Below are 23,996 nucleotides of genomic sequence, written 5' to 3' on the forward strand. Positions count from 1 at the left end.
GTGCGCACTCAGGTCCGTGCAGTGTGCTGGGCCGGATCATGTCGACGCTCACCTCGTCCCTCAACGACCCGCGCCCCACCGTCCGGCTCCGGGCGGTGATGGAGGCCGGCACGACTCCGGACCCGGACGACCTCGACGTCCTCGTCGAGCAGTGCGCCGTCGAGCCCGACCTGCAGGTGCGCGAGATGCTCACCTGGGCGCTCGTGCGGCTCCCCGCCGAGCCGGTCGTCCCCCGGCTGCTCGGACAGCTCGACCGGCCGGAGGCCCAGGCGCGCAGCCAAGCGCTGCACACCCTGTCGAAGATCGGTGACCGCTCGGCGTACCCGGCCGTCGCCGGACGGCTCGACGACGAGGACCGCGGCGTCGTGCGGACCGCGTGGCGCGCCTCGGTCCGCCTCGCCCCGGAGGCGGAACACCCGGAACTCGCCCGGCGCCTCGCCCGCGACCTCGGACAGGGTGACCGTGACGCACGACTCGCACTGAGCCGCGCGCTCGTCGCCCTCGGGGAAGACGTCGTCGCCCCCGTGCTGGACACCGCGGATCAGCGTCGCGACGAACGCGTCCGGGAACACCTGGCCGACGTCCGACGGATGCTCCAGGACCCTGACGCGGCGTCCTCGCTCGCGCTCGAGCGCGCACGCCGCGAAGTCGCACTCGGGCGGACGAAGCGCGCATCGGGGTGAGACCCGAGCGATGACGGCCTGGAGGCGCGTGACGGGTCCGTCACGCGCCTCCAGGCCGTCGTGCCGTCACCACGGGGCGGGCCGGGCAAGACCCGGATTCGGGTCGCCGAACAGGACGGATCGGCTTGCGTGTGCCGATCGGAGCGCGCCAAGGTGGTCCTGAAGGGGAGTAGCTCCCAGCGCGTGCATCGACACACTGGCCATCACGACGATCGGCCCGGTGCACCACCCGACCGGCACCGAACCGGCGCGGGCGAGCGAGACCTTCGGCCGTTCCGCCATGGCCGAAGCCGCTCGAGTGTGTGCAGCGTCATGGCTCCACCAGAGGAGCACCATGACGAACACCCTGCCGACGCCCACTGGGGCGCCCGACTCGGCGCCGGCTGCGGCTGCTTCTGCTTCTGTGGCTGCGTCTGCTTCTGCTTCCGGGCCGAGGATGGGGGCCAGCGCCTGGGGACGGATCGCGGTCTGCGTCGTGCTCGCCCTGCCGGCCGTGGTCTTCCGTGTCGGCGGTCTCGCGCCGAACCCCCTCGTCGACCTGCTCGTGTTCGGCGGCGCCGTCGTCGCCGCGTCGTTCCTCCTCGCCCGGGCGGCCGAGGCCGCGCAGAAGGACATCGCCGGGGCACTCGCCATCGCGATCCTCGCGCTCATCGCCGTGCTGCCCGAGTACGCCGTCGACCTGTACTACGCGTTCCGCTCCGGGTCCGACCCCGCCTACGAACAGTTCGCCGCCGCGAACATGACCGGGTCGAACCGGCTGCTGCTCGGGTTCGGGTGGCCGCTCGTGGTGGTCATCTCGCTGCTCGTCGCCCGACGCTTCGTCCGCGCGGGATCGATGCCGCCGATCGCCGCGAAGGTGCTCGAGCTCGAACGCTCGGCACGGCTCGACGTCGGGTTCCTGGCGCTGCTGGCCCTCGTCGCGTTCCTCATCCCGCTGATGGGGTCGATCCCGATGTGGTTCGGGTTCGTGCTGCTCGCCGCGTTCGTCTGGTACCTCTGGCGTGCCTCGAAGGTGCCCGACGACGGGGACGACGAGGAGCTCGTGGGCATGGCGGGCAACATCGCCTCGATGCCGCAGCGGGCCCGGCGCTGGATCATCGTGGGGCTGTTCGTGGTGGCGGCGGCGGTCATCCTCTCGGCCGCCGAGCCCTTCGCCGACGCCCTCGTGCAGTCCGGCAGCACGCTCGGCATCGACAGCTACTTCCTCGTGCAGTGGCTCGCGCCGCTCGCCACCGAGGCACCGGAGTTCATCGTCGCCGCACTCTTCGCGTTGCGGGGGATGGGCGGCGCCGCGATCGGCACGCTCATCGCCTCGAAGGTCAACCAGTGGTCGCTGCTCGTCGGGTCGCTGCCGATCGCGCACGTCCTCGGCGGCGGGACCACGGGCGGACTGCCGCTCGACGGCCGGCAGGTCGAGGAGTTCATGCTGACCGCGTCACAGACCGTGCTCGGCGTGGCGATCATCATCGCGCTGCGGTTCCACCGGTGGTCGGCGATCGCGTTGGCGGCGTTGTTCGCGGTGCAGTTCTTCGTGACGGGCACGGACGGGCGGTGGGTGCTCAGCGCCGTGCACGTCGTGGTGGCGGTCGTGGTGCTCTGGATCAACCGGCGGGACATCCTGCCGACGGTGGCGGCGCCGTTCCGCCGGGCGGGGGCGTCCGGGGCGTTCCGGGCGTCGGCGTCGTGAGATCGCACTTCGTGTCGCTCGGCGCTCGCGCGGGATGCACGAAGTGCGATCTCGGCGGACGTGAGCGGCGCGGCGCGGGCGCGCGCGGGCGCGGCGCGCGGGCGGGCGGCGCGCGGGCGGGCGCCGCGTGCGTCAGTCGGCGTCGGGCGCGAGCCAGATCGCGGACGCGGCGGCCGCCGGCAGGTCCACGAGGGACTCCTCACCGTCGGGTGACCGGCGTGTCACGGCGATCACGCCCGCGTAGTCCCGCACCCGCTCCACCCGCAGGTGCGTCCCGAGCCCGACCCCGAGCTCGTCGAAGTACCGCAGCAGCGAGGGGTCGTCGTCGGACACCCGGTCGACGGTGCCGCACGCGCCGGGCTCGATCGCGCCGAGGAGGGTCCCCGGGGAGTCCGGCACGGTGCCGTCCGCGCGCGGGATCGGGTCGCCGTGCGGGTCGTGCGTCGGGTGCCCGAGGTCATCGTCCACCCGGTCGAGGAACGTCTCCGACACCGCGTGCTCGAGCGCCTCGGCCTCGGTGTGGACCTCGTCCCACGAGTACCCGAGCCGCTCGACGAGGAAGGTCTCGATGAGCCGGTGCCGCCGGACCATGGCGACGGCGACCTGCTGCCCGAGCGGGGTGAGGACGACGCCGTAGTAGGGGGTGTGCTCGATGAGGCCGTCGCGGTCGAGCTTCCGCAGGTTGCCCGACACCGTCGACGCGGACACCTTCAGCGTCGCGGCGATGTCCCGCGTCGCGAGCCCCGGTCCGCCGCGCTCGCTCGCCTTCCAGACGAGTTTCACGTAGTCCTCGGCCATGGTGCTGAGCGAGGGCAGGCGCATACCGCCAATGGTACGGCTGCCCTGGTACAAACAGGACGTGGAACAACAGGACGTGGAACGACCCCGTCGACGCCGCTGGCCGGTCCCGCCCTCGCTGCTGGTCGGCCTCGCGCCGCTCGTGGTCTTCGCGGCGATCAGCGCCTGGCGCCCCCGCCCGAGCGACGACTACCCGACGCTCGGGCAGACCGTCGAGAGCGTCGTCCGCTCGCTCGTCGTCCCCGAGGGCATCGCGGCGGTCGCCCTCTGCCTGGTCGTGACGGGGCTCGGCTGGTGGCGCATCGCGACCGTCGACCCGACCCGCACCCGGCTCCGGTGGACGATGCTCGCGCCGCTCCTCATCGCCGTGGTGTGCATCGTGCGGCTGCCGCTCGTCGACTGGTCCGCCCTCCCCGGGCACTACTTCCTGCTGCTGTCCGTCGGGGTGCTGTTCGTCGGGGTCTTCGAGGAGCTGATGACCCGCGGCGTGCTGCTCGTCGGACTCCGGCGGCGGCTGCCCGAGTTCGGCGTGTGGATCGCCTCGTGCACGCTGTTCGGCCTGCTCCACCTCCTCAACGCCCTGGCCGGAGCGAGCATCGGCGCGACGCTCGTCCAGGTCGTGTTCGCCGCGTCCTTCGGGTCGACGCTCTACGTCGCGCGCCGACTCACGGGCAACCTGCTCCTTCCGGTGCTGCTGCACGCGTTCTGGGACTTCGGGTCGATCGCGCTCTCGGCCACGAGCGACCTGGAGGACCCGTCGAAGCTCGTGCTCGTCGGCCTCGTGGGGCTGTTCTCCTTCGCGGTCCTCGCGCTCGGCGTCGTCGCCGGCGGGGTGATCGCGTGGCGGGACGACCGGCCGCGCCGCCTGCGGCGCCGGTGGCGGACGGTACCGCCCATGGCGGCCCTCGTGGTGCAGGGAGACGAGCCGCGCCTCCAGGCCGTGGTCTGAAGCGACCAGCAGCGGACTGGAGGCGCGGGGCTGCGAGGCCTGCCGCCGCACAACGGAAGTCACCCGGAACCGTGGGATCGTGCGGCTCCGGGTGACTTCGGTTGTGCGAGCGCCCCGCCGACCCGCCGCACCGCCGCGTTGAAGGCGGCGTACCGGTCCGGGTCCCAGCGCATCCCTAGAGTTCGACCTCGAACGGCTCGGTGCGGACCAGCTCGTGCACGCCCGAGATGACCTCGCTCGGGCGGAACGGGTACTTGTCGATCTCGGCCTGGTCGCTGATGCCCGTCATGACGAGCACGGTGTGGAGCCCGGCCTCGATGCCGGCCTGCACGTCGGTGTCCATCCGGTCGCCGATCATGCCGGTGTTCTCGGAGTGCGCGCCGATCCGGTTCATCGCGGAGCGGAACATCATCGGGTTCGGCTTGCCGACCACGTAGGGCTGCTTGCCGGTGGCCTTCTCGATCATCGCGGCGATCGCGCCCGTGGCGGGGAGGACGCCCTCGGCGCTCGGACCCGTCGCGTCGGGGTTGGTGACGATGAAGCGTGCGCCGGCGCGGATGAGGCGGACGGCCTTGGTGATCGCCTCGAACGAGTAGTTGCGGGTCTCGCCGACGACGACGTAGTCGGGAGCGGTCTCGGTCATGATGAAGCCGGCCTCGTGCAGGGCCGTGGTCATGCCGGCCTCGCCGATGACGAACGCCGAGCCGCCGGGCATCTGGGACTTGCAGAAGTCGGCGGTCGCGAGCGCGGACGTCCAGATGCGTTCCTCGGGCACGTGCAGTCCCGACGAGCGGAGCCGGGCGCTCAGGTCACGCGGCGTGAAGATCGAGTTGTTCGTGAGCACGAGGAACTCCGTGCCCTCGTCGAGCCACTGCTGAATGAGTTCCGGCGCACCGGGGAGCGCCTGGTTCTCGTGCACGAGCACGCCGTCCATGTCGGTCAGCCAGCACTCGACGTCGTCGCGGGTTGCCATGGTCCTCACCCTACTGGGCACGTGTGACGGCACCTCGGTGGCACTGCTCACGTCCGGCAGGCTGTCGCCTCGGAGCAGGCCGGGAGGCGCGGATCGGCTCTTGCGGACTGCTCCCGGACCCGAGATGGTCGAGACACCGAACGCCGCTCGGCTTTGCCGTAGGGTTTTCGGGACACGTATCGATACCAGGAGGCCCCGTGCTCGTCGAACCCGGAACCCCGACCGCGACGCCCCGACCAGCGGCAGCCACGGCCGCCCTGGCAGGCCCGGCTGCCGTCGCGGACCCGGCTGCCGTCGCGGACCCGGTGTCGGATCAGGGCGGGGTGCCGCGGCGACGCCGTGGCCGCCCGAACGTGCTGAGCCGCGAACAGGTCATCGACGCGGCGACCGTCATCGCGAACGAGGACGGCATCGACCGGCTGTCGTTCCGTGCCCTCGGACTGCGGCTCGGCGTCGCCCCGATGACCGTGCACCGGACGATCGGCGGCCTCGACGACCTGCACGCCGAACTCGTCCGGCGCACCGTCGACGAGTTCACCGCGACCTTCGTCTGGCCGTCCGAGTGGCACGCCGTCGTGCGGGTGTTCGCGACCACCTTCCGCGACCTCATGCTGACGCACCCCCTCGTGCTCGAGTCGCACAGCCGCCGCGGAGCCCTCGTCTCCACGGAGTCCGACGCCGTCGTGGCGAAGGTCGTCGGCGCGCTCCGCTCGGCCGGCCTGAGCGACGCCGAGGCGATGTACGCGTTCTTCGTCGTGTACGACTTCGTGGTCGGCCACACCGGGGTGCAGGTCGGCCGGGGGTCGTCCGAGGCCGGGCGTCCGGAGCGGCACGCGCTCGTCGGCGAGATGGTGGGGTCGCACTCCTACGAGGACCGCTTCGCGCTGGGGATCGACGTGCTCATCGCGGGGATCGAGTCCCGGGTGCGCTGAGGTCGCACCCGCCCGGCCGTACCCTGGACACGTGAGCGCTGTGCCCGAACCGTCCCACGAGCGGACGACGAACGGGGTCGGTCCGCACCCCGAGCCGTGGCCGGACGACCCCCGGCTGGACCCGGAGCTCCTCGCCGCCGGTGACACCCGCAACGTGGTCGACCGCTTCCGGTACTGGTCGATGGAAGCGATCGTCGCGGAGCTCGACACCCGCCGGCACGCCTTCGACGTGGCGATCGAGAACTGGCAGCACGACCTCAACATCGGGTCGATCGTGCGGAGCGCCAACGCGTTCCTCGCCGGCACGGTGCACATCATCGGCCGCCGGCGCTGGAACAAGCGGGGCGCGATGGTGACCGACCGCTACCAGCACGTCCGCTACCACCCCGACGTCGAGGCGTTCCTCCGGACGATGCGTGACGAGGAGCGACCGGTGATCGCGATCGACAACACCCCCGGTGCCGAGCGGATCGAGTCCGCGGCGATCCCGGAGCGGTGCGTGTTCCTGTTCGGGCAGGAGGGTCCGGGGCTCACCGACGAGGCCGTCGCCGGCGCGGACGGCCACCTCGAGATCACGCAGTTCGGGTCGACACGGAGCGTGAACGCCTCGGCCGCCGCCGCGATCGTGATGCACAGCTGGGTCGTGCAGCACGCCGACCTGGGCTGAGCGGCGCACCGCGAGAGCGCAGCCGGCGGGGCGGGGGCGACCCGCGCCTCCAGGCCGTCAGCGCGCCGCGGTCGTGCGCCGGGCGACCAGCCGTGGCTCGACCAGCACCTCGGTCGCCGCGAGCCCCGGGTCCGCGATCCGGGCGAGCAGTCGCTCGCCCGCGCCGCGTCCGATCTCGACACTGCGGTCGTCGATGCTCGTGAGGCCGACGTACCGCGTCGCCGCGAGCGGTGTGTCGTCGTAGCCCATCACCGAGACGTCCTCGGGGACGCGGAGTCCGCGGGCGGCGAGTTCGGACAGGGCGCCGATCGCCATCACGTCGTTCGCGGCGAAGACCGCGGTGACGTCCGGGTGCGCGTCGAGCAACTCGGCGACCGCGCTCGAGCCGGCCTCCTCCGTGGGTTCACCCGGGAGGACGACCACGGCGACGTCGGCCGCCTCGCCGACGCGCTGCTCGAAGCCGGCGCGTCGTTCGGCCGATGCCGCCGACCGTGCTCCGACGAACCCGAGGCGGACGTGGCCGAGCCCGAGCAGGTGCTCCGCGGCCATCCGTCCACCGGCGCGGTCGTCGTTCGCGACGGTGTCGGCACGGGGGATCGAGACCCGTCCGCCGGCGATCACGAGCGGCGTGGAGGCGGGGATCGCCAGGTCGGTGTCGGGCTCGCCGGCGATCACGATGCCCTCGACGCGCATCGAGAGGAAGCCCTCGACGGGGGAGACGTCGAGGCCGGTGTTGAGGAACCGGTCGGCGACGACGAGGCGGTGCCCCTGGTCCTGCAGCGCCTCGCGGAGGCCGGTCAGCAGGTCCACGAACCACTGGTTCCGGAAGTCGTCGAGGACCACGCCGATCGTCCGGGAGCGGGTGCCGGCCAGGGAGACGGCCGCGGTGCTCGGCCGGTAGTCGAGCTCCTGGATCGCCTTGAGCACGGCGTCGCGTCGCTGCTGGCTCACCCGGGGGGAGCGCTGCAGGACGAGCGAGACGAGGGACTTCGAGACCCCGGCGCGCGCGGCGACGTCGTAGATGGTCGCGGGTTTGCCGGCTCCCATGATCTGCATCGACCTCCGTGGCTCTCGCGTCGATCGTAGCGGGGGTGCGGCGTGTTCGAGTGGTGTTCGTTTGGTGAGCAGAAATGGTCGGGTTCGCGGTCTCGACCCGACCGTTTCTGCTCACGATCCGCACGTGGTCACTCCTCCACACGGGAGGCGCGGTGCACCTTGTCCACGGAGGTCACGTTCGCCACGTGGTGCGTGCGCGCGGGGCGCGAGGGTGTCGGGCATGCATCCCCGCCCACTTCCGCCATCGCTCCGGAACCGCGCGTTCGACGTGCGGGCAGCCGACCGTGCGGGTGTCTCCCGCCAGCGACTCCGGCGGAGCGACCTCGTCCGGCCCACCCGCTCGATCCGCTGGGCTCGAGAACGCCCGCCCGATGCCGTTCGACGGATCCGGGCGCTGCGACCGATCCTGCTGCCCGGACAGTTCGTCAGTCACGTCTCGGCGGCCGTCCTGTGGGGGCTCCCGGTCCCCGTCGCCGAGGACGCTCCCGTGCACGTCACGAGCCTGATGCCGGCCGCTCAACCCCGTCGGGTCGGCGTCGTCGGACACCGGCTCACGCCGGACCGGGCCGCCGTCGCCGATCGCTGGGGCCTCCCGGCCAGCACACCGGCAGCCCTGTGGGTCGACTGCGGCGCCGTGCTGACGGTCGACGAGCTCGTCGTGCTCGGGGACGCCATCGTCACCGAGCCGCGGTGCCGGACGACGATCGACGACCTCCGTCGCGCGCTCGCCCGGGCCGGGGCGCGAGCCGGAGTCCGGAGGTTGCGGGCGGCGGTCGAACAGGTCCGGGTCGGGGCCGGGTCCCCGCAGGAGACGCGCGCGCGGCTCGCGATCGTCCGCAGGGGCCTGCCCGAACCCGAGCTCCAGGTCGAGATCCGCGATGCAGCAGGGTGCTTCGTCGGTCGCGTCGACTTGGCGTACCGCCGGGAGCGGATCGTCATCGAGTACGAGGGCGACCAGCACCGCACGGATGCCGAGCAGTGGGGGAGGGACCTCCGGCGGTACCGCGAGTTCGAACGTCTCGGGTGGGCGGTCGTGCGGTGGTCCCGTTCGGACCTCGCACGCCACGTCGACGGCGCCGTCGGTCACCTGCGGTCGTTGCTCGCGCGCCGGGGGTAGCGTCCGCGGCATGGCGACGCTGCTCATCACCGGGGCTGCGGGACGGATCGGGGCCGCGCTCCGACCCCGTCTCCTCGCGGCCGGCCACTCCCTCGTGCTGTTCGACGAGCGCACCCCGGACGACCCGGTGTCGGGCGGTGAGCGACTCGTGGTGGGCTCGGTGCACGACCCCGGTGCGCTCGACGCCGCACTGATCGGCGTCGACACCGTGGTGCACCTGGCCGGCATCCCGACCGAGGCGACGTGGGACGAGCTCGTAGCCGCGAACCTCACCGGGACGAAGAACGTGCTCGAGCGGGCGGCGACGGCCGGGGTGCTCCGGGTCGTGCAGGCGAGCTCGATCCACGCTGTCGGTCGTGTGCCGGAGCCCCTCGAGCAACCCGGCACCGTCCCCGGCGACCGCCTGCCCCGGCCGGACACCTACTACGGCGTGACGAAGGCGGGGATGGAACTGCTCGGCAGCATGTTCGCGGACCGGTTCGGCATGTCGGTCGTCTCGGCGCGGATCGGGGCCTTCGGCGAGCAGCCGTCCTCGGCTCGCGCGCTCCTGATGTGGAGCTCCCCGGACGACCTCGTGCGACTCGTGCTGGCGACGGTCGAGCTCCGCGAGCCCGGGCACCACGTCGTCTGGGCGCTGTCGCGGAACACCGGGTCGCCGGCCGACCTCACCGCGGGGGAGCGGATCGGCTTCGAGCCGCGCGACGACGCGTCCGAGGTGCTCGACACCGACGCGCGTGCAGCCCTGCCGGCCGAGGACCTCCGGTACCTTGGCGGCGACATGGCCGACGTGCCGCTCGGGCGCCGCACTTCGTGAGCAGAAATGGTCGGGTTCCCTGAGGTGACCCGACCATTTCTGCTCACGAAGTGGCGCTCGTCGCGCTCGTGGCGCTCGTGGCGCTCACGAAGCGGCGCGCCCTACCCGATCAGGCTCGGGCGCAGGTCGCGCAGCGTCCGCGAGCGGGTCTGCCGCGCGGTGACCACGAACGAGACCAGCAGGGCGCCGAGGAGCCAGCACGTCAGCACGCCAGCGTCAGACCACGCCGCACCGAGGTCGCCGCCGTACATGGTCTGCCGGATCGCGTCGACCGAGTACGTCATCGGCAGCGCGAAGTGCAGCGCCGCCAACGGTCCCGGCAGCGTCTGCCACGGGAAGGTCCCGCCGGCGGTGACGAGCTGCACCAGCATGAGCACCAGGCCGAGGAACTGCCCCACCGAACCGAGCAGCACGTTCAGCGCCATGATGATCGCCGCGAAGGTCGCCGACGCCAGCACCATGATCCCGATCGTGGCCCCGGCGTGCACCACGTTGAGGTCGAGCGCGAACCGGACGATGAAGAACAGCGCCACCATCTGCACGAGCCCGAGCAGCGCCGGCGTCAGCCAGCCGCCGAACACCACGGCGAGGGGCTTCCGCACCGCCGTGATCGCCCGCTTCGAGATGGGCTTGAGGATGAGGAAGAGCGCGTACATGCCGATCCACGCCGCGAGGGAGATGAAGAACGGCGCGAGGCCGGCGCCGTAGTTCGACGCGGCGGCGACGTCGTCCGTCCCGACCTTCACCGGGTCGGAGATCACCGACGCCTGGTCGTTCCGCTGGGACGCGGTCGACGCCGGGATCTTCGTCCGTCCCTCGTCGAGCTGCGACGCGAGCTCCGACGACCCGGTCTGGAGCTTCGTCAGGCCGGAGGCGAGCGACTTCGCGCCCTTGTCCGCCGACGCGGCACCCGTGGCGAGTGCGGACGCACCGGACGACAGGGTCGGCGCGGCCTTGGCGAGGGTGTCCGTCCCCGAGGCGACCTGCGTCGCACCGGCGGAGAGCTTCGAGGCTCCGGTGGCTGCCGTCGCGATGCCGGAGGACAGCGTCGGTGCGGACTTCGCGAGCGCAGCGGTGCCGGCGGCGACCTGGGCGGAGCCGTCGCGGAGCTGGTCGACCGAGGACTTGGTGGTCTCGTACGTGGTCTTCGCCTCGGCCCCGGCAGCGTTGACGTCGGACACCGTCTTGGTGATGGCGGCTGTCTGTTCGTCGCTCAGCGTGACGCCCTCGGGCAGGTTCGCCTGGATCTCCGCGAGGACGGTGGCGGCGTCGACCGGCTGCAGCGCGTCGACGGTGTCACTCGCCGAGTCGACGGTGTCCGCCAGCGTCTTGTTGCCCGCGGCCACCTGCTGCGCCCCCTCGTTGAGCTTCGCGGTGTCGGCCGGCAGGGTCGAGGTCTGCTGCTTCGCGGTCGCGAGCCCGGAGGACAGCGTCGCCGCCCCGGACGCGACCTGCTGCGCGCCGTCGTTGAGCTTCGTGGTCTGCGCCGGCAGCTGCGCCGTGCCCGTGGAGAGCTCGGTCGCGCCGGTGGAGAGCTTGCCGGTGCCGTCCGCGAGCGTGGCTGCTCCCGTTGCGGCGTCGGACGCGCCCGATGCGAGCTGCCCCGCGCCGTCGACGGCGTCGCCGAGGCTGTCCCGGACGTCGGCGAGTCCGACGAGCAGGGTCTTCGCCGCCTGCTTGCCGACGCGTTCGGCGACGGCGGTGCGCATGGTCTTGCCGGCCTGCTCGGCGATGGTCGACGCGAGGTAGGAGTTCGTGTCCGCCGTCGTCATGACGAGCTTCGCCTGCTTCGGGTCGTCGGACTGCGCCGACACGAGCGACTCGGAGAAGTCGTGCGGGATCGTCACGACGAAGTCGTAGGTGCCGTTCCGGACGCCGGAGCGCGCGTCGGCCGCCGTGGTCTTCGTCCACTTGAAGTCGGCGCCGTCGATCGCCTCCTTCGTGACGTCCTTGCCGTAGTCCACGTGGTCGCCGTCGAGGGTCGCCCCGGCGTCCTGGTTCACGATGGCCGCGGGGACCTGGTCGAGCTTGGCGTAGGGGTCGCGGTTGGCCCAGAGGTAGGCGCCGCCGTAGAGCAGCGGCACGACCATGAGCGCGATGAACGCGAGACGTGCGAGCGGGGTCGCGGTGAGTCGCGCCAGTTCGGCGCGGACGAGCGAGGTGGTGGTCACGCGGTTGCCTCCGGGGCGACGGTTGCGGATTCTGCGGTGTCGGTATCGGGGTCGGACTGGAGGCCCGGCTCGGTTCCGGCATGGAGGGTCGCGTCCTCGGGATCCTCGATCTGGGTGGTGTCGGACGTCTCGACGGTGTCGAGCAGGGTCTCGACGGTCGCTGCTGCGGCCTTCGAGGTCACGAGCACGACGGTCACGCCGCGGCGGGCGACGTCGCGGACGACGGTGAACCAGCCCTCGACCGCGCCGCCGTGCCGCTCCGGCGACGTGATCACGAGCCCGGTCACGCCGTCTCGCAGCAGGGCGAGCTCGGCGAGCAGCCGCAGGCGCACGTCGGTCGGCACGCGCTGCACGTGGGTGTCGGCGTACCGCTGCAGCCCGAGCTCGTCGAGCACGGTGTGGACGTGCTGACGGGAGGGGCGCCGTCCGGCGTACGCGAGTTCCTCGCGCACGATCTGCTGCAGCGTCATGACCGGGAACGGCTCGGCGACGCCGGGGGTGTCGACCAGCGCGAAGGCCTTCCGCACGCCGGCGGCGTCCTCGTGCCCGTCGAGGAGGACCCGGCCCGTGTCCGGCTGCATGCGGCCACCGGCCACGAGCGAGGCGAGCACCGGCGCCTGCTCGGTCTCGACGGCGATGACGCCGGGGTGTCCGGGGGCGGCGACGGCGGAGACGACGGGCAGCTCGGCGCCCGGCTCCTCGCCGATGCCGACGTGGTCGAGTTCGAGGGTCATACGAGGTCCTTCGTGGGGTTCGGGCGGGCCGGTGCCGCGGGGGCGACCGGCTCGGAGAGCATCGCGGTGCGCCAGTCGATGCCGGCCATGCCGAGTGCGGAGATGACCACCATGCGCCGGCCGTCCTCGTCGGGGGTCCGGGAACGGGTGGCCTCGTCGAGGACGGCGATGCACGCGCCCTCGACGAGCCGGCCGAGTGTGGCGGGGTCGACGTCGTCGCGCATGGCGCCGTCGGCGATCCCGAGCGCACACGCGTCGCGGACCTGGGCGCGGAGGGGTGCGAACACCTCGGCGACGGATTCGCTGAACGGGCTGCGCAGGGCGACCCGGGCCATCGAGCGGACGTGTGAGACCTCGGCCCAGAGCGTCACCGCGATCGCGGCGAGGCGGGCGGCCGGGGGGAGGGCGTCGAGGTCCGAGGCGGTCGGCATCGCGGCGGCGATCCGACCGGCGCCGGCGGTCACGACCTCGCGCACGAGGTCGTCCCGCGACGGGAAGTGTCCGTAGACCGCGCGCCGGGAGAGTCCGGCGGCGGCGGCGATCGTCTCGAGCGAGGCGTCCGGATCGCCCTGCAGGACGGTCTTCGCCGCCTCGATCAGCGCCGCCCGGTTCTCGGTCGCGTCGCGGCGGGGCGCGCGAACGGGCTGGTCAGGGGTGGTCATGCACCCATCGTAATAACCTGCACACGTGTGTGCAAGTTAACAGGGCCTGTACCCCCGAACGAGGGACGTCCCCCAAAGTGCGGACTGTGCCACCTGAGAGGAAACGCATAACTTCACAGCAATTCCTTGCGAAACACGGACGAACCGGGAGTGCGCCCTTTGAACCGTGCAACACCGAACAACGACCCGAATCCGAACACACACCGCATCGCGCGCGTCCTGACCGCCGGCATCGCCGCCGCGGCCCTGGCGTGCGGCGGTCTCGCCGTCGGGGGAGCCGCTTCGGCAGCTCCGTCGGGGCTGGCCACGGCGGACCTCAAGCTCGCGCAGCCACTGCGGGACGCGAAGCCCTCGAAGACGATCGCCGCGTTCGTGCGGACGACCGGCCAGGGCGCGCTCGAGGTCGACGCGCAGGCGAAGGGCGGGGACCTGACGAAGTCGAAGGTCCAGTCCTCGGCCGCGAAGCAGCGTGTCAAGGCCATCACCTCGACGACCACCGCCGTCAGCGATGCGCTCAAGCAGTCCGACGGCGACGCCACCGAGCTGTACTCGACCGAGTACACCGTGCCGGGTGTCGCCGTCGTCGCCGACGTCGCGGCCCTCCGGAAGGTGGCGGCCCGCGCCGACGTCGAGAGCGTCATCCCGCTGACGCCGAAGCAGATCGTCGACCCGACGGTGAACGCCGACTCGGGCAAGGCACCGTCCGGCGTCGACCCGAGCCTGGTGCAGCCCGGCGCGGACGGCGTCACGCCGAAGAACGCGGCGAGCGACGTCTACACGCGCTCCCTCGACGCGTGGCAGCAGACCGGTCACACGGGCAAGGGCGTCAACGTGGCCGTGCTCGACACCGGCCTCGACTACACCCAGGCGGACTTCGGCGGCCCCGGCACCACGGCCGCGTACGACGCCGCCCTCGCGAGCACCGGCGCGCCGGACCCCAGCTGGTTCGACGCCTCGAAGTTCCTCGGCGGCTACGACTTCGCCGGCCCGACGTACAACGCGGACCCGAGCGACCCCGCGTACGACCCGACCCCGGCCCCGGACGAGAACCCGATCGACGGCGCGGGCGGCGACCACGGCACGCACGTGTCCGGCACCATCGCCGGGTACGGCCTCGACGCCGACAAGAAGACCTTCGACGGCGACTACACGAAGCTGACGACGCAGCAGGTCCAGGACATGTGGATCGGCCCGGGCACCGCACCCGAGGCGGGGCTCTACGCCCTCAAGGTGTTCGGTGACGGCGGCGGTTCGACCGACCTCACCGGCGCAGCCCTCGACTGGGTCGGCCAGGCGCTGACCGAGGGCAAGGACATCAACGTCCTCAACCTCTCGCTCGGCTCCGACTACGGCGCGCCGGACGACCCTGACAACGCCAAGATCGACGCCCTCACGGCGCGCGGTGTGCTGCCCGTGATCGCCTCCGGCAACGCCGACGACTTCACCGACATCGGTGGCTCGCCGGGCAACGCCGAGGGTGCCCTGACGGTCGCCGCGAGCGCCACCGGTCAGTCCCTCTACGACGGTGTCGAGGCGACCGCCCCGGCCGACGTCGCGAAGACCTGGCGTGCCCAGTACTCGCAGAACTACGCGGGTGACCTGCCGGTCGAGGGCGACGTCGTCGTCCCGACCACGAACACCGACGGCTGCGCGGCGTTCAGCGCGGACGAGGCCGCGAAGATCGCGGGCAAGGTGGTCTGGCTCAAGTGGACCGACGCCGCGCTCGAGTGCGGTTCCGGTGTCCGGTTCAACAACGTCCAGGCAGCCGGCGGTGTCGGCGTCCTCCTGGCGGGGACGATCAACACCTTCGACTCGGGCATCGCGGGGAACCAGGCCATCCCGGGAGCCGAGCTGACCAAGGACAGCGTGTCGAGCCTCCAGGCAGCCGCCCAGGCCGGGACCCTGCACGTCCGCTTCGCCGACGAGCTCAAGGGCTTCGAACTGGCCACCGACCCGGAGACCGTGAACACGCTCGCGTCGTTCACCAGCCGGGGTGTCCACGGATCGTTCGACGACATCGTCAAGCCGGACATCGCCGGCCCCGGGGTCAACGTGATCTCCGCGGCCAACGGCACCGGTGACGGCCACATGTCGATGAGCGGCACGTCGATGGCGACGCCGGACGTGGCGGGCATCGCCGCGCTGACGTTCCAGTCGCATCCGACGTGGACGGCACCGCAGGTGAAGGCCGCGCTGATGAACACCGCGACCCACGACGTCGAGCAGGGCGACGGCACCGCCACCCTGCTCCGACAGGGCACCGGCCGGGTCGACGCACTGCAGGCGGTCACGGCCGGCACCACGGTCCGCAGCATCGAGAACGACCAGCTCGTCACCGCCTCGTACGGTGTCGTCGAGGTCGCCTCGAAGACCAGCGAGAGCCGCACCCTGCAGATCGAGAACACCGACGGCCGTCCGCACACCTACGACGTGGCCTACCAGCCGCAGGTGTCGCAGCCGGGCGTGGCCTTCGCGCTCAGCGCGAAGCGCGTCACCGTGCGACCGCACGGCACCGCGACGGTGAAGCTCACCTTCTCCATCGCCGACCCCACGCAGCTCCGTCGCGTCATCGACCCCACCCAGGAGTCGGTGCAGCAGGGCTACCAGCGGGAGTTCGTCGCCGCTGCCTCCGGTGTGGTGACCTTCACCCCCACGGACAAGTCGCTCAACCCGCTGCGGCTCGGCGCCTACGTGGCACCGAAGCCGGTCAGCGCGGTGCACGGCGCGGACGTGTCCTTCACGGGCTCGGGTCGCACGGCCTCCCTCGCCCTGACCGGGCGTTCGGTCGACCAGGGCGATGCGACGACGGGGTACCACGCGGCGGTCGCACCGTTCGTGCTCGGCGGGACGGACGGCCAGGAGTCGTTCCCGGCCGGCTCGGCGAAGCGCTCGCTGCAGGCCGCTGACGTCCGTGCCTACGGTGCGAACTACGACAAGGCGTCCGACACGCTCGCGTTCGGCGTGCAGACGGCCGGTCCCGACGCCAACCCCGGCGCCGTGACCAACGTCGAGGTGCTCATCGACACCGACCGCGACGGCACGCCGGACTACCTGGTGTACGACGCGAAGTCGGCCGCGGTCGACGCCACGCTCGCCACGACGGTCGACCTCGCCACCGGTGAGACGGTGGACGCGCAGCCGCTGAACGGCGGAGCCCCCGGGCAGGACGTGAACACGTTCGACAGCGCGGTCAAGGTCCTCACGGTGCAGGCCGGGGCGATCGGTGCCACGGGACCGTTCACCTACTCGGTCCTGACCGAGTCGGCGTACGCCCCGGCACTGGCCACGAGCGGCTCCTACGTGGTGGACGAGACGGCGGAGGCGACCTACGACCCGTCGGCACCGGCGCTCGCCTTCACGCAGGGGACGGCGACGGGCGTGCTCTTCGCCGACAGCGGTTCGCTCCGGGTCACCCGCGGCACCGGTGTCGCGAACGCCCAGGTCCTGCTGCTGCACCTCGGCAACGCGGTCGGCGACCAGGCCCAGACCGTCTCCGCGACGGTCGCGGCCCCGACGCTGTCGCTCCGGAAGGGCAGCGCGGTGACGGTCAGTGGCGTGACCACGGTCGGCAAGCGGCTCACCGCGCACCACGGCTCGTGGGACGCGAAGGGTGTGACGTACTCCTACCAGTGGTCCCGTGACGGCGTCGTCGTGCAGGGGGCCACGAAGCAGACCTACACGCTGGGGTCGTCCGATGCCGGACACCGTCTGCAGGTGCAGGTCACCGCGAAGGCGAAGGGGTACCAGGACGGCTCGGCGACGTCGAAGCCGACCGCGAAGGTCTCCCGCCGCTAGGCACGGCAGTCCACTCGAGGCCCCGTCACCGTGTGTGACGGGGCCTCGAGTGCGTCAAGAGGACATGTAGTTAGACGAACTAGTTATTCGGTGCCAGGATTGCGGCATGCAGACGCAGAGCACCCTGAAGCAGCTCCGGGCCAACCCCGCGGAGTGGCGTCGCCGTGGGCTCACCCCGCCGGACGTCATCCAGTCCATGATCGAGGCGCGCCTCGCCGAACCGGGTCACTCGCAGCCCGTCGGCGACCCGTCCTACCAAGACTTCTTCCGGAGCTGATCCGGAGAGCGGTGGCGCGATTCGGGACGCGACCACCTGCAGCCTGGAGGCGCGGTGCCAGCTGGCACCGCGCCTCCAGTCTGTCGTGGGGTCGCCGTCGACTGCCTAGTCGCCGACCTTCTTGTCGGCCGCGTCCTCGGCCTTGTCGATCTGGTCGCCGTGACCGCCGCCGCTCGCCTTGTCGGCCGCGCCGGCCGCCTTGTCGAGGCCGGCGTCCGTCGCCTTCTCGCCCTTCTCGCTGCCCGCGAGGTCCTTCGCCTTGTCACCGATGCCGCTCATGTCGTGCTCCTTCCGTCGTGGATCTGACGTCCGTGACGTTGCCCCGGACCGGGTGCGTGCGCTCCCAGGCGCGTTGTCCACAGGCGGGTGACGCGCAGGTGACCAGCCGATAGACTCGGGTGGACCACCGGCCCGACGGTCGCGTGAGGTCCTCCGCCAACGTGAGGAGAACCAGATGCCCGCAGCAGTCATCATCGGCGCCCAGTGGGGCGACGAGGGCAAGGGGAAGGCCACCGACCTCCTCGGCAGCCGCATCGACTACGTCGTGAAGTTCAACGGCGGCAACAACGCCGGACACACGGTCGTCGTCGGCGGCGAGAAGTACGCCCTCCACCTGCTGCCCTCCGGCATCCTCACGCCCGGTGTCACGCCGATCATCGGCAACGGCGTCGTCGTCGACCTCGAGGTCCTGTTCCAGGAACTGGACGCGCTCCGAGCCCGCGGCGTCGACACGTCGAAGCTGCTCGTGTCGGCGAACGCCCACGTCATCACGCACTACCACCGCACCATCGACAAGGTGACCGAGCGCTTCCTCGGCAAGCGCCAGATCGGCACCACCGGTCGCGGCATCGGCCCGACCTACGCCGACAAGATCAACCGTGTCGGCATCCGCATCCAGGACATCTTCGACGAGAACATCCTGCGGCAGAAGGTCGAAGCGGCCCTCGACCAGAAGAACCACCTGCTCGTGAAGGTCTTCAACCGCCGCGCGATCGACGCCGAAGAAGTGGTCGAGTCGCTGCTGTCCTTCGCGGACCGGCTGCGTCCGATGGTCGCCGACACCGGGCTCGAGATCCACCGTGCGCTCGAGCGCGGCGAGACCGTCCTGTTCGAGGCCGGCCAGGCCACCATGCTCGACGTCGACCACGGCACCTACCCGTTCGTGACGTCCTCGTCGGCGACCGCCGGTGGCGCGGCGACCGGCTCCGGCATCGGCCCGGGCAAGCTCGAGCGCATCATCGGCATCGTCAAGGCCTACACGACCCGCGTCGGTGCCGGTCCGTTCCCGACCGAGCTCTTCGACGAGTCGGGCGAGTTCCTCCGCGCCAACGGCTTCGAGTTCGGCACCACCACCGGACGCCCGCGCCGCTGTGGCTGGTACGACGCCCCGATCGCCCGGTACACGGCGCGGGTGAACGGCGTGACGGACTTCGTGCTGACGAAGCTCGACGTCCTCACCGGCCTGTCCACGATCCCCGTGTGCGTCGCGTACGAGGTCGACGGCGTCCGCGTCGACGAGGTCCCCGTGAACCAGTCGGACTTCCACCACGCGAAGCCGATCTACGAGGAGTTCCCCGGCTGGACCGAGGACATCACCGGCGCCCGCACGTTCGACGACCTGCCCGCGAACGCCCAGGCGTACGTGCTCGCGGTCGAGGCGATGTCCGGCGCGCGGATCTCCGCGATCGGCGTCGGACCCGGGCGTGACGCGATCGTCGTGCGGCACGACCTGCTCGGCGCCTGACGGCGGCCGGCTGCCGCCGGCCGGCGCACCGCCTGCCGCCTGCCGCCCGCCGCTGGCCGCCGGCCGGCTGCCGCCGGACCCGAGACTCGGGCCCGCGGACAGTTTCGCGGGTTCCGCACCGCGAAACTGTCCGCCCAGCCGAGTCTCGGGCGCGCGGGCCCGCGCCGCGCGCGGGCCCGCGCCCGCGCGCCCACCCAGCGCGGGCGGGCTCAGCGCCGCGCGAGCACCTGGCGGTCGCGACTCGCGGCCACGCCGGCGACCGCCTGCACCACGATGAGCGCCAGCAGCACCACGATCGGCACCGTCCAGCCCCCGGTCGCCGCGTGCAGCAGCCCGATGCCGAGCGGGCCGAGCCCCGCGAGCAGGTACCCGGTGCCCTGCGCCATCGTCGAGACGTGCGCCGTGTGCCGGGCGTCCGGGGAGCGCCACACGATGTAGCTCAGCGACAGGCTGATCGCGCCGCCCTGCCCGAGGCCCAGCAGCGTCATCCACACCCAGGCGCCCGCGGCCGGGGCGACGAGGAGCCCGGCGAACCCCGCCCCGCACAGCACCGCCACCACGAGGACCGGCAACCACGTCGGCCGGAGTCGGCGCGCGATCGCCGGACCCGTGACCCCGGTGGCGATCCCGGGCAGGCTCGAGTAGGCCAGCATGAGTCCCGCCTGGTGCGCCGAGATCCCGGCGTCCTGCAGCACCGTCGGCACCCAGGTGAGGAACGCGTAGTACGACAGGCTCTGCAGTCCCATGAAGCCGGTGACCGCGATCGCAACCGGGTCGCGGAACAACCGGGCGAAGGTCGGCTCGTCGGCCGGGTCGACGAGGGCGTCGGCGGCCACGCGGGTTCCATGGGTTCCACGGGTTCCACGGGTTCCGCGGGTTCCGCGGACGTGGCCCGCGTTCCGGAGTGCGCGGGGCAGCCACACGAGGAACGCGACCACGGCGGGGACCGCCCAGAACGCGAGCGCCGGACGCCACGACCCGAAGGCGGCCATGAGCGGCACGACCGCTGCGGACGCGACGGCGGCGCTGAGGAAGAGCGCCGTCGAGTACAGCCCCATCATCAGGCCGACGCGGTGCGCGAAGTCGCTCTTGATCGCCGCCGGCATGAGCACGTTCGCGACCGCGATCGCCGCCCCCGCCAGGACGGTGCCGCCGTAGAGCGCCCAACCGTGCGGTTCGAGGCGGAGCGCGATGCCGAGTGCGAGCACGGCCATCGTCAGGCCGAGCAGCCGGTGCAGTCCGATCCTCCGGGTGAGGACCGGCGTCAGGAAGGCGAACGCCCCGAACGCGAACACCGGGATCGTCGTGAGGAGGCTGGCCGCCGACGGGGTGAGGTGCAGCGACCGCTCGATCGACCCGAGCACCGGCCCCACCGAGGCGACGCCCATCCGCAGGTTGAGCGCGACGAGCAGGAGCCCCGCGGCGACGTACCAGGCGGCGAGGAGGCCGCGACGGGGAACGGCGGTGGGAACGGGGACGGATGCGGTGGTCACTGCACGATCACACCACCGAGCGGGGTCGGCGTGGAACACGTACCCTGCCAGGAGATGTCCGTTTCCAGCCAACCCCTCGACGACGACGACCGGACCGAGGCCGCGTTCCTGTTCGCGCACGCCGAGACCGTCCCGCCGCACGTCCATGCGCTCGGTCACCTCGTGCACGCGGCGACCGGGGTCCTGTCGCTGATCACCGACGACGGTGCGTGGATCGCGCCGCCGAACCGGGTAGCCTGGGTCCCTGCCGGCGCGAAGCACCGGCACCGGGCGCACGGGGCGACCGACATGCGCATCGTGCACCTGTCCGCCGAAGCCGCCACGGGCCTCCCGTCCGGTCCGGCGGTCCTCACCGTGTCACCGCTCGCCCGGGAGGCGCTGCTCGCCATCACGACGTCGGCTCCGCGTTCCGACGTGGCCCGGGCTCACCTCCGCGGGGTCATCGTGGACGAGCTCACCTCCGCGCCGGAGCAGCCCCTGCACCTGCCGGAACCGACGGATGCGCGCCTGCGGCGCGTGGTCCGCCGGGTGGAACGCGACCTCAGCGAGCCGGTGTCGCTCGCGGCACTCGCGACGTGGGCGGGCGTCGGCGAGCGGACCCTGACCCGGTTGTTCCGGCAGGAGACCGGGATGGGATACCGCCAGTGGCGGTTACAACTGCGCGTCCATCACGCGCTCGTCCTGCTCGCCGAGGGGCGCTCGGTCACCGAGGTCGCGTCCGCCAGCGGGTGGGCGACGACGAGCCAGTTCATCGAGCAGTTCACGCCGCTCGTGGGGATGACCCCGGGCGCGTACCGGCGAGCGGCGGGCGCTGCCCCGGCCTGATCGTCGGGCCGCGTCCGTCCGCACTGGGAATGGACGGGAAGCGAGTACCCCGAACCGGTGGGCTGTACCCCGGAAGTGCGTCGCACGTCCCCGGAAGTACGGGCTTCACCGATGCATCGCATTGACGGAAACCGTGAATCGACGGGCCTGGCTGGCGTCGGACGGTGCTGCTCTCGTAGCGTTCTCGTGTCAGCAGATGTACCCCGGATCGCGAAGAAGGAGAGCGCCATGAGCACCACCGTCACCCCCGACAGCCGAGCCGAGGTCACGCTCGACACCGACACGGTCGACACCATCGCGATCCTCGAGGCCCAGGCAGAGCCGCACGCCCGACCGGCGCGCGCCAAGCTCACCTGGACGCACGAGGAAGACGGTGAGTGGGTCGCGAACTACGGCGGCTACTTCGGCGGATCGATCGACAAGCGCGACGGCCGGTACATCGCCTCGGACACCTTCGGCCTGGTCGTCGGCGACTTCGAATCGCTCGAGCTGGCGCAGGCGCAGCTCGCCGACCAGCTGCACGTGATGCTGCCGTCCGTGATCCGACCCGTCGACTGAGCGCGACCACCAGAGCGCGAACCACCAGAGCGCGAACCACCAGCACGCGAACCACCAGCACGCGAACCACCAGCACGCGAACCACCAGCACCGCAGCAGGACAGTCAGCACCGCAGCACGACCGCACGAGGAGCAGCACCATGAGCACGACCGTCGCCCACCGCCAGCAGGCCGAGGTGACCCTGGACACCGCCACGATCGAAGCGATCACCGAGATCGAAGCGGAGGTCGTCGCTCACCCGCAGCCCGCGCGCACCCGCATCACCTGGTCCCGCCCGGACACCGGCCTGTGGGCCGCGAACTACGCCGGGTACTACGGCGGCACGGTCGACCGGCAGGGCACGCACTACTTCGTGTCCGACACCTTCGGGCAGTACGTCGGTGACTTCCGCTCGTTGGAAGAGGCGCAGGAGCGCCTCGCCGAGCGCCTCCACATCGTCCTGCCGGACGTCATGCGCACGGCGTGAGCCGATCGGCCGTCTGAACGCACGTTCTGGACTGGAGGCCCGGATCACGTGAGCAGGTCTGCTCGCGTGATCCGGGCCTCCAGTCCGTCTGCGGCGGCGCCGTCACGCGACCCGTTCGATGAGCTGCGGGCCGTCGTTCTTGACGCTGTTCACGGTGCGGGAGACCTCGTACTGCTCGAGTCCCGCCGCGACCGTCAGCGATTCGTGGTCGAGGAGCGCGAGCAGATCGTCGGTGCCGAGGCCCCCGGCGTCACCGTTCAGCCAGTGGTCGTACCCGTCCGGCGTGAGGAACGCCGGCATCCGGTCGTGCACCTCGCCCGGAGCGACGTGTGCGTCGCGGGTGATGATCGCGAGCGACAGCCGCCACTTGTCCGGGTCGCCCTCGGGCTTGGTCGGATCCGGCCACGCGCTCACCACGCCCGCCATCGCGAGGGCACCACCGGGCTCGTGGACGAAGTGCGGCTCCTTGCCGTCCTCGCGCACGACCCACTCGTAGTACCCCTGGGCGGGGATGATGCACCGGTTCGTCGCGAAGGCCCGCTTGAACATGCCGCTCGTCGCCACGGTCTCGATGCGGGCGTTGATGGGCTTCGGGCGCTGCTTCTGGAAGTCCTTCGCCCAGCTCGGCACGAAGCCCCAGCTGATCCGGGGGAGCTCGCGCTCACCGTGGCGCTGCCGGACCGCGAACACGGGGTCGGTCGGGGCCACGTTCCAGCTCGGGACGAGGCCGGTGCCGACCACGCCGGTGTCCTCGTCGACGTGCTCGGTCCGGTCGGCGAGCTCACCGATCAGTTCCGGCAACAAGTCGGCCGTGGTGTCGGAGACGACGAACCTTCCACACATGCGCCCAGTGTGCACGGTGCCACCGACAGGCGTGCGTGCGTGCGGCACGTAGCGCGGAAGTGACGCGCTTCCGCGCTACTCGTCGGGCAGACGCACCTTCGACCCGCTCGGATCCCTGCGTCGTTGCGCGGGCTGGGTCTCGGGCGACGGCGAGCTGGCCGCGAGCGCAGCGAGGCGTGCCCGCTCGGCCCGACCCAGGCGGCGTACGAGATCCGGCAGCGTGAAGACGTAGAGGAGCGTCCAGAGCAACACGTACGAGCGGTCGCCCTCGAAGGACAGCGCCGTCAGGCCGAGCAGGGCCAACCCGACCAGCAGGGGACCCGTGCGGGACAATCGATGGATCAGGCCGAGTTGCAGCAGCGGGACGTCGTTCAGCACCGCTGCACGGTCGTCGGGTGCCACAGGACGGGCCGTACGCCCGAGGTACGGCTGCACGGACCACCGGACCGCGAGCTGCCAGTCCGCGCGGACCTGCCTCCCGTTGATCGTGTTCGACGGTGCGGGTGGCCGACCCATCGGGCAGCACGCGAAGGCGATCATGCCGGCGGCGAGCGTCGCCAGGCCGACCGTGATCGATGCTCGGACCGGCGCTGTGCCTGCCCAGGCGAACACGACCTGCAGGACGACGAGGAGGGCGAGCGCCAGCACGGCCACGGTGCCCGCGATCCACACGGCACGACGAGCGCGCGCCGGATCGACCACGTCGCCGACGCGCTGCCGGAACACCTGCCATCCGAGCTTGAACACGAGG

Annotated in this window: 23 protein-coding genes; 13 read left to right on the top strand and 10 right to left on the bottom strand. The window is 71.9% G+C overall.

The window, feature by feature from the left end; all coding sequences use genetic code 11:
* The first annotated feature begins 38 nt into the window (after positions 1-38).
* Together DEJ28_RS03060 and DEJ28_RS03065 are read left to right on the top strand one after the other, a co-directional pair.
* Positions 39-683, top strand: a complete 645-nt coding sequence (locus DEJ28_RS03060; RefSeq protein ID WP_111115901.1) for a HEAT repeat domain-containing protein — start codon at positions 39-41, stop codon at positions 681-683.
* Positions 684-1,017: 334 nt separating this feature from the next.
* Positions 1,018-2,370, top strand: a complete 1,353-nt coding sequence (locus tag DEJ28_RS03065; RefSeq protein ID WP_258368086.1) for a calcium:cation antiporter family protein — start codon at positions 1,018-1,020, stop codon at positions 2,368-2,370.
* A 132-nt stretch (positions 2,371-2,502) separates the two neighbouring features.
* On the opposite strand, the gene DEJ28_RS03070 is transcribed toward DEJ28_RS03065, so the two are convergent.
* On the bottom strand, positions 2,503-3,192 hold the full coding sequence (locus tag DEJ28_RS03070; protein ID WP_111115861.1) for a metal-dependent transcriptional regulator: 690 nt from the start codon (positions 3,190-3,192) through the stop codon (positions 2,503-2,505).
* Between the two features lie 37 nt (positions 3,193-3,229).
* Between DEJ28_RS03070 and DEJ28_RS03075 the strand changes: the two genes are divergently transcribed.
* A complete protein-coding gene (locus tag DEJ28_RS03075) occupies positions 3,230-4,117 on the top strand; it encodes a CPBP family intramembrane glutamic endopeptidase (protein WP_146248863.1) in 888 nt (295 codons plus the stop codon).
* Positions 4,118-4,292: 175 nt separating this feature from the next.
* Here DEJ28_RS03075 and DEJ28_RS03080 read toward each other — a convergent pair whose 3' ends face one another.
* Positions 4,293-5,090 (bottom strand): HAD-IIA family hydrolase, encoded by a 798-nt coding sequence (locus tag DEJ28_RS03080; RefSeq protein WP_111115859.1) that lies wholly within the window; start codon positions 5,088-5,090, stop codon positions 4,293-4,295.
* 197 nt (positions 5,091-5,287) lie between these two features.
* On the opposite strand from DEJ28_RS03080, the gene DEJ28_RS03085 reads away from it, so the two are divergent.
* A complete protein-coding gene (locus DEJ28_RS03085; RefSeq protein WP_111115858.1) occupies positions 5,288-6,022 on the top strand; it encodes a TetR/AcrR family transcriptional regulator C-terminal domain-containing protein in 735 nt (244 codons plus the stop codon).
* Between the two features lie 31 nt (positions 6,023-6,053).
* Positions 6,054-6,689 carry a TrmH family RNA methyltransferase gene (locus tag DEJ28_RS03090; protein ID WP_111115857.1) on the top strand — a complete coding sequence of 212 codons (636 nt, stop codon included), beginning with the start codon at positions 6,054-6,056 and terminating at the stop codon, positions 6,687-6,689.
* A 57-nt stretch (positions 6,690-6,746) separates the two neighbouring features.
* Here DEJ28_RS03090 and DEJ28_RS03095 read toward each other — a convergent pair whose 3' ends face one another.
* Entirely contained in the window at positions 6,747-7,745 is a 999-nt protein-coding gene (locus DEJ28_RS03095) for a LacI family DNA-binding transcriptional regulator (RefSeq protein ID WP_258368085.1), read from the bottom strand.
* Between the two features lie 220 nt (positions 7,746-7,965).
* Between DEJ28_RS03095 and DEJ28_RS03100 the strand changes: the two genes are divergently transcribed.
* Positions 7,966-8,862 (top strand): endonuclease domain-containing protein, encoded by an 897-nt coding sequence (locus DEJ28_RS03100; RefSeq protein ID WP_146248862.1) that lies wholly within the window; start codon positions 7,966-7,968, stop codon positions 8,860-8,862.
* 10 nt (positions 8,863-8,872) lie between these two features.
* Entirely contained in the window at positions 8,873-9,676 is an 804-nt protein-coding gene (locus tag DEJ28_RS03105) for an NAD-dependent epimerase/dehydratase family protein (protein WP_111115855.1), read from the top strand.
* Between the two features lie 101 nt (positions 9,677-9,777).
* On the opposite strand, the gene DEJ28_RS03110 is transcribed toward DEJ28_RS03105, so the two are convergent.
* The 3 genes from DEJ28_RS03110 to DEJ28_RS03120 are packed head-to-tail and all read right to left on the bottom strand — an operon-like array spanning position 9,778 to position 13,243.
* Positions 9,778-11,847, bottom strand: a complete 2,070-nt coding sequence (locus DEJ28_RS03110) for a YhgE/Pip domain-containing protein (protein WP_111115854.1) — start codon at positions 11,845-11,847, stop codon at positions 9,778-9,780.
* Positions 11,844-12,581, bottom strand: coding sequence for a hypothetical protein (locus tag DEJ28_RS03115; RefSeq protein WP_111115853.1), 738 nt, complete (start codon positions 12,579-12,581; stop codon positions 11,844-11,846). Before DEJ28_RS03115 ends, DEJ28_RS03110 begins: the two co-directional genes overlap by 4 nt.
* Positions 12,578-13,243, bottom strand: a complete 666-nt coding sequence (locus tag DEJ28_RS03120; protein WP_111115852.1) for a TetR/AcrR family transcriptional regulator — start codon at positions 13,241-13,243, stop codon at positions 12,578-12,580. Before DEJ28_RS03120 ends, DEJ28_RS03115 begins: the two co-directional genes overlap by 4 nt.
* Positions 13,244-13,402: 159 nt before the next feature.
* Here DEJ28_RS03120 and DEJ28_RS03125 point away from each other — a divergent pair, with 159 nt between their 5' ends.
* Together DEJ28_RS03125 and DEJ28_RS03130 are read left to right on the top strand one after the other, a co-directional pair.
* Positions 13,403-17,038, top strand: coding sequence for a S8 family peptidase (locus DEJ28_RS03125; protein WP_181433731.1), 3,636 nt, complete (start codon positions 13,403-13,405; stop codon positions 17,036-17,038).
* Positions 17,039-17,144: 106 nt separating this feature from the next.
* Positions 17,145-17,315 (top strand): hypothetical protein, encoded by a 171-nt coding sequence (locus tag DEJ28_RS03130; RefSeq protein ID WP_181433730.1) that lies wholly within the window; start codon positions 17,145-17,147, stop codon positions 17,313-17,315.
* A 105-nt stretch (positions 17,316-17,420) separates the two neighbouring features.
* Here DEJ28_RS03130 and DEJ28_RS03135 read toward each other — a convergent pair whose 3' ends face one another.
* On the bottom strand, positions 17,421-17,594 hold the full coding sequence (locus tag DEJ28_RS03135; protein ID WP_111115850.1) for an Rv0909 family putative TA system antitoxin: 174 nt from the start codon (positions 17,592-17,594) through the stop codon (positions 17,421-17,423).
* Positions 17,595-17,769: 175 nt separating this feature from the next.
* On the opposite strand from DEJ28_RS03135, the gene DEJ28_RS03140 reads away from it, so the two are divergent.
* Positions 17,770-19,059, top strand: coding sequence for an adenylosuccinate synthase (locus tag DEJ28_RS03140; RefSeq protein WP_111115849.1), 1,290 nt, complete (start codon positions 17,770-17,772; stop codon positions 19,057-19,059).
* 209 nt (positions 19,060-19,268) lie between these two features.
* Here DEJ28_RS03140 and DEJ28_RS03145 read toward each other — a convergent pair whose 3' ends face one another.
* Positions 19,269-20,552: an MFS transporter gene (locus tag DEJ28_RS03145; protein ID WP_258368084.1), complete on the bottom strand. Its 1,284-nt coding sequence runs from the start codon at positions 20,550-20,552 to the stop codon at positions 19,269-19,271.
* Positions 20,553-20,606: 54 nt separating this feature from the next.
* Here DEJ28_RS03145 and DEJ28_RS03150 point away from each other — a divergent pair, with 54 nt between their 5' ends.
* The 3 genes from DEJ28_RS03150 to DEJ28_RS03160 all read left to right on the top strand — a co-directional run bounded on the left by DEJ28_RS03150 (position 20,607) and on the right by DEJ28_RS03160 (position 22,402).
* Positions 20,607-21,377, top strand: a complete 771-nt coding sequence (locus tag DEJ28_RS03150) for an AraC family transcriptional regulator (RefSeq protein ID WP_111115847.1) — start codon at positions 20,607-20,609, stop codon at positions 21,375-21,377.
* 228 nt (positions 21,378-21,605) lie between these two features.
* Complete coding sequence (locus tag DEJ28_RS03155; protein WP_111115846.1) at positions 21,606-21,935, top strand: hypothetical protein; 330 nt, start codon at positions 21,606-21,608, stop codon at positions 21,933-21,935.
* Positions 21,936-22,075: 140 nt separating this feature from the next.
* Positions 22,076-22,402: a hypothetical protein gene (locus DEJ28_RS03160; protein WP_111115845.1), complete on the top strand. Its 327-nt coding sequence runs from the start codon at positions 22,076-22,078 to the stop codon at positions 22,400-22,402.
* Between the two features lie 102 nt (positions 22,403-22,504).
* On the opposite strand, the gene DEJ28_RS03165 is transcribed toward DEJ28_RS03160, so the two are convergent.
* Both DEJ28_RS03165 and DEJ28_RS03170 read right to left on the bottom strand, forming a co-directional pair.
* Complete coding sequence (locus DEJ28_RS03165) at positions 22,505-23,245, bottom strand: SOS response-associated peptidase (RefSeq protein ID WP_111115844.1); 741 nt, start codon at positions 23,243-23,245, stop codon at positions 22,505-22,507.
* 75 nt (positions 23,246-23,320) lie between these two features.
* Positions 23,321-23,992 (bottom strand): hypothetical protein, encoded by a 672-nt coding sequence (locus tag DEJ28_RS03170; protein WP_111115843.1) that lies wholly within the window; start codon positions 23,990-23,992, stop codon positions 23,321-23,323.
* Positions 23,993-23,996: the final 4 nt, after the last annotated feature.

Origin of the sequence: Curtobacterium sp. MCPF17_002 (genome assembly GCF_003234115.2) — a bacterium.
Lineage (GTDB): Bacteria > Actinomycetota > Actinomycetes > Actinomycetales > Microbacteriaceae > Curtobacterium.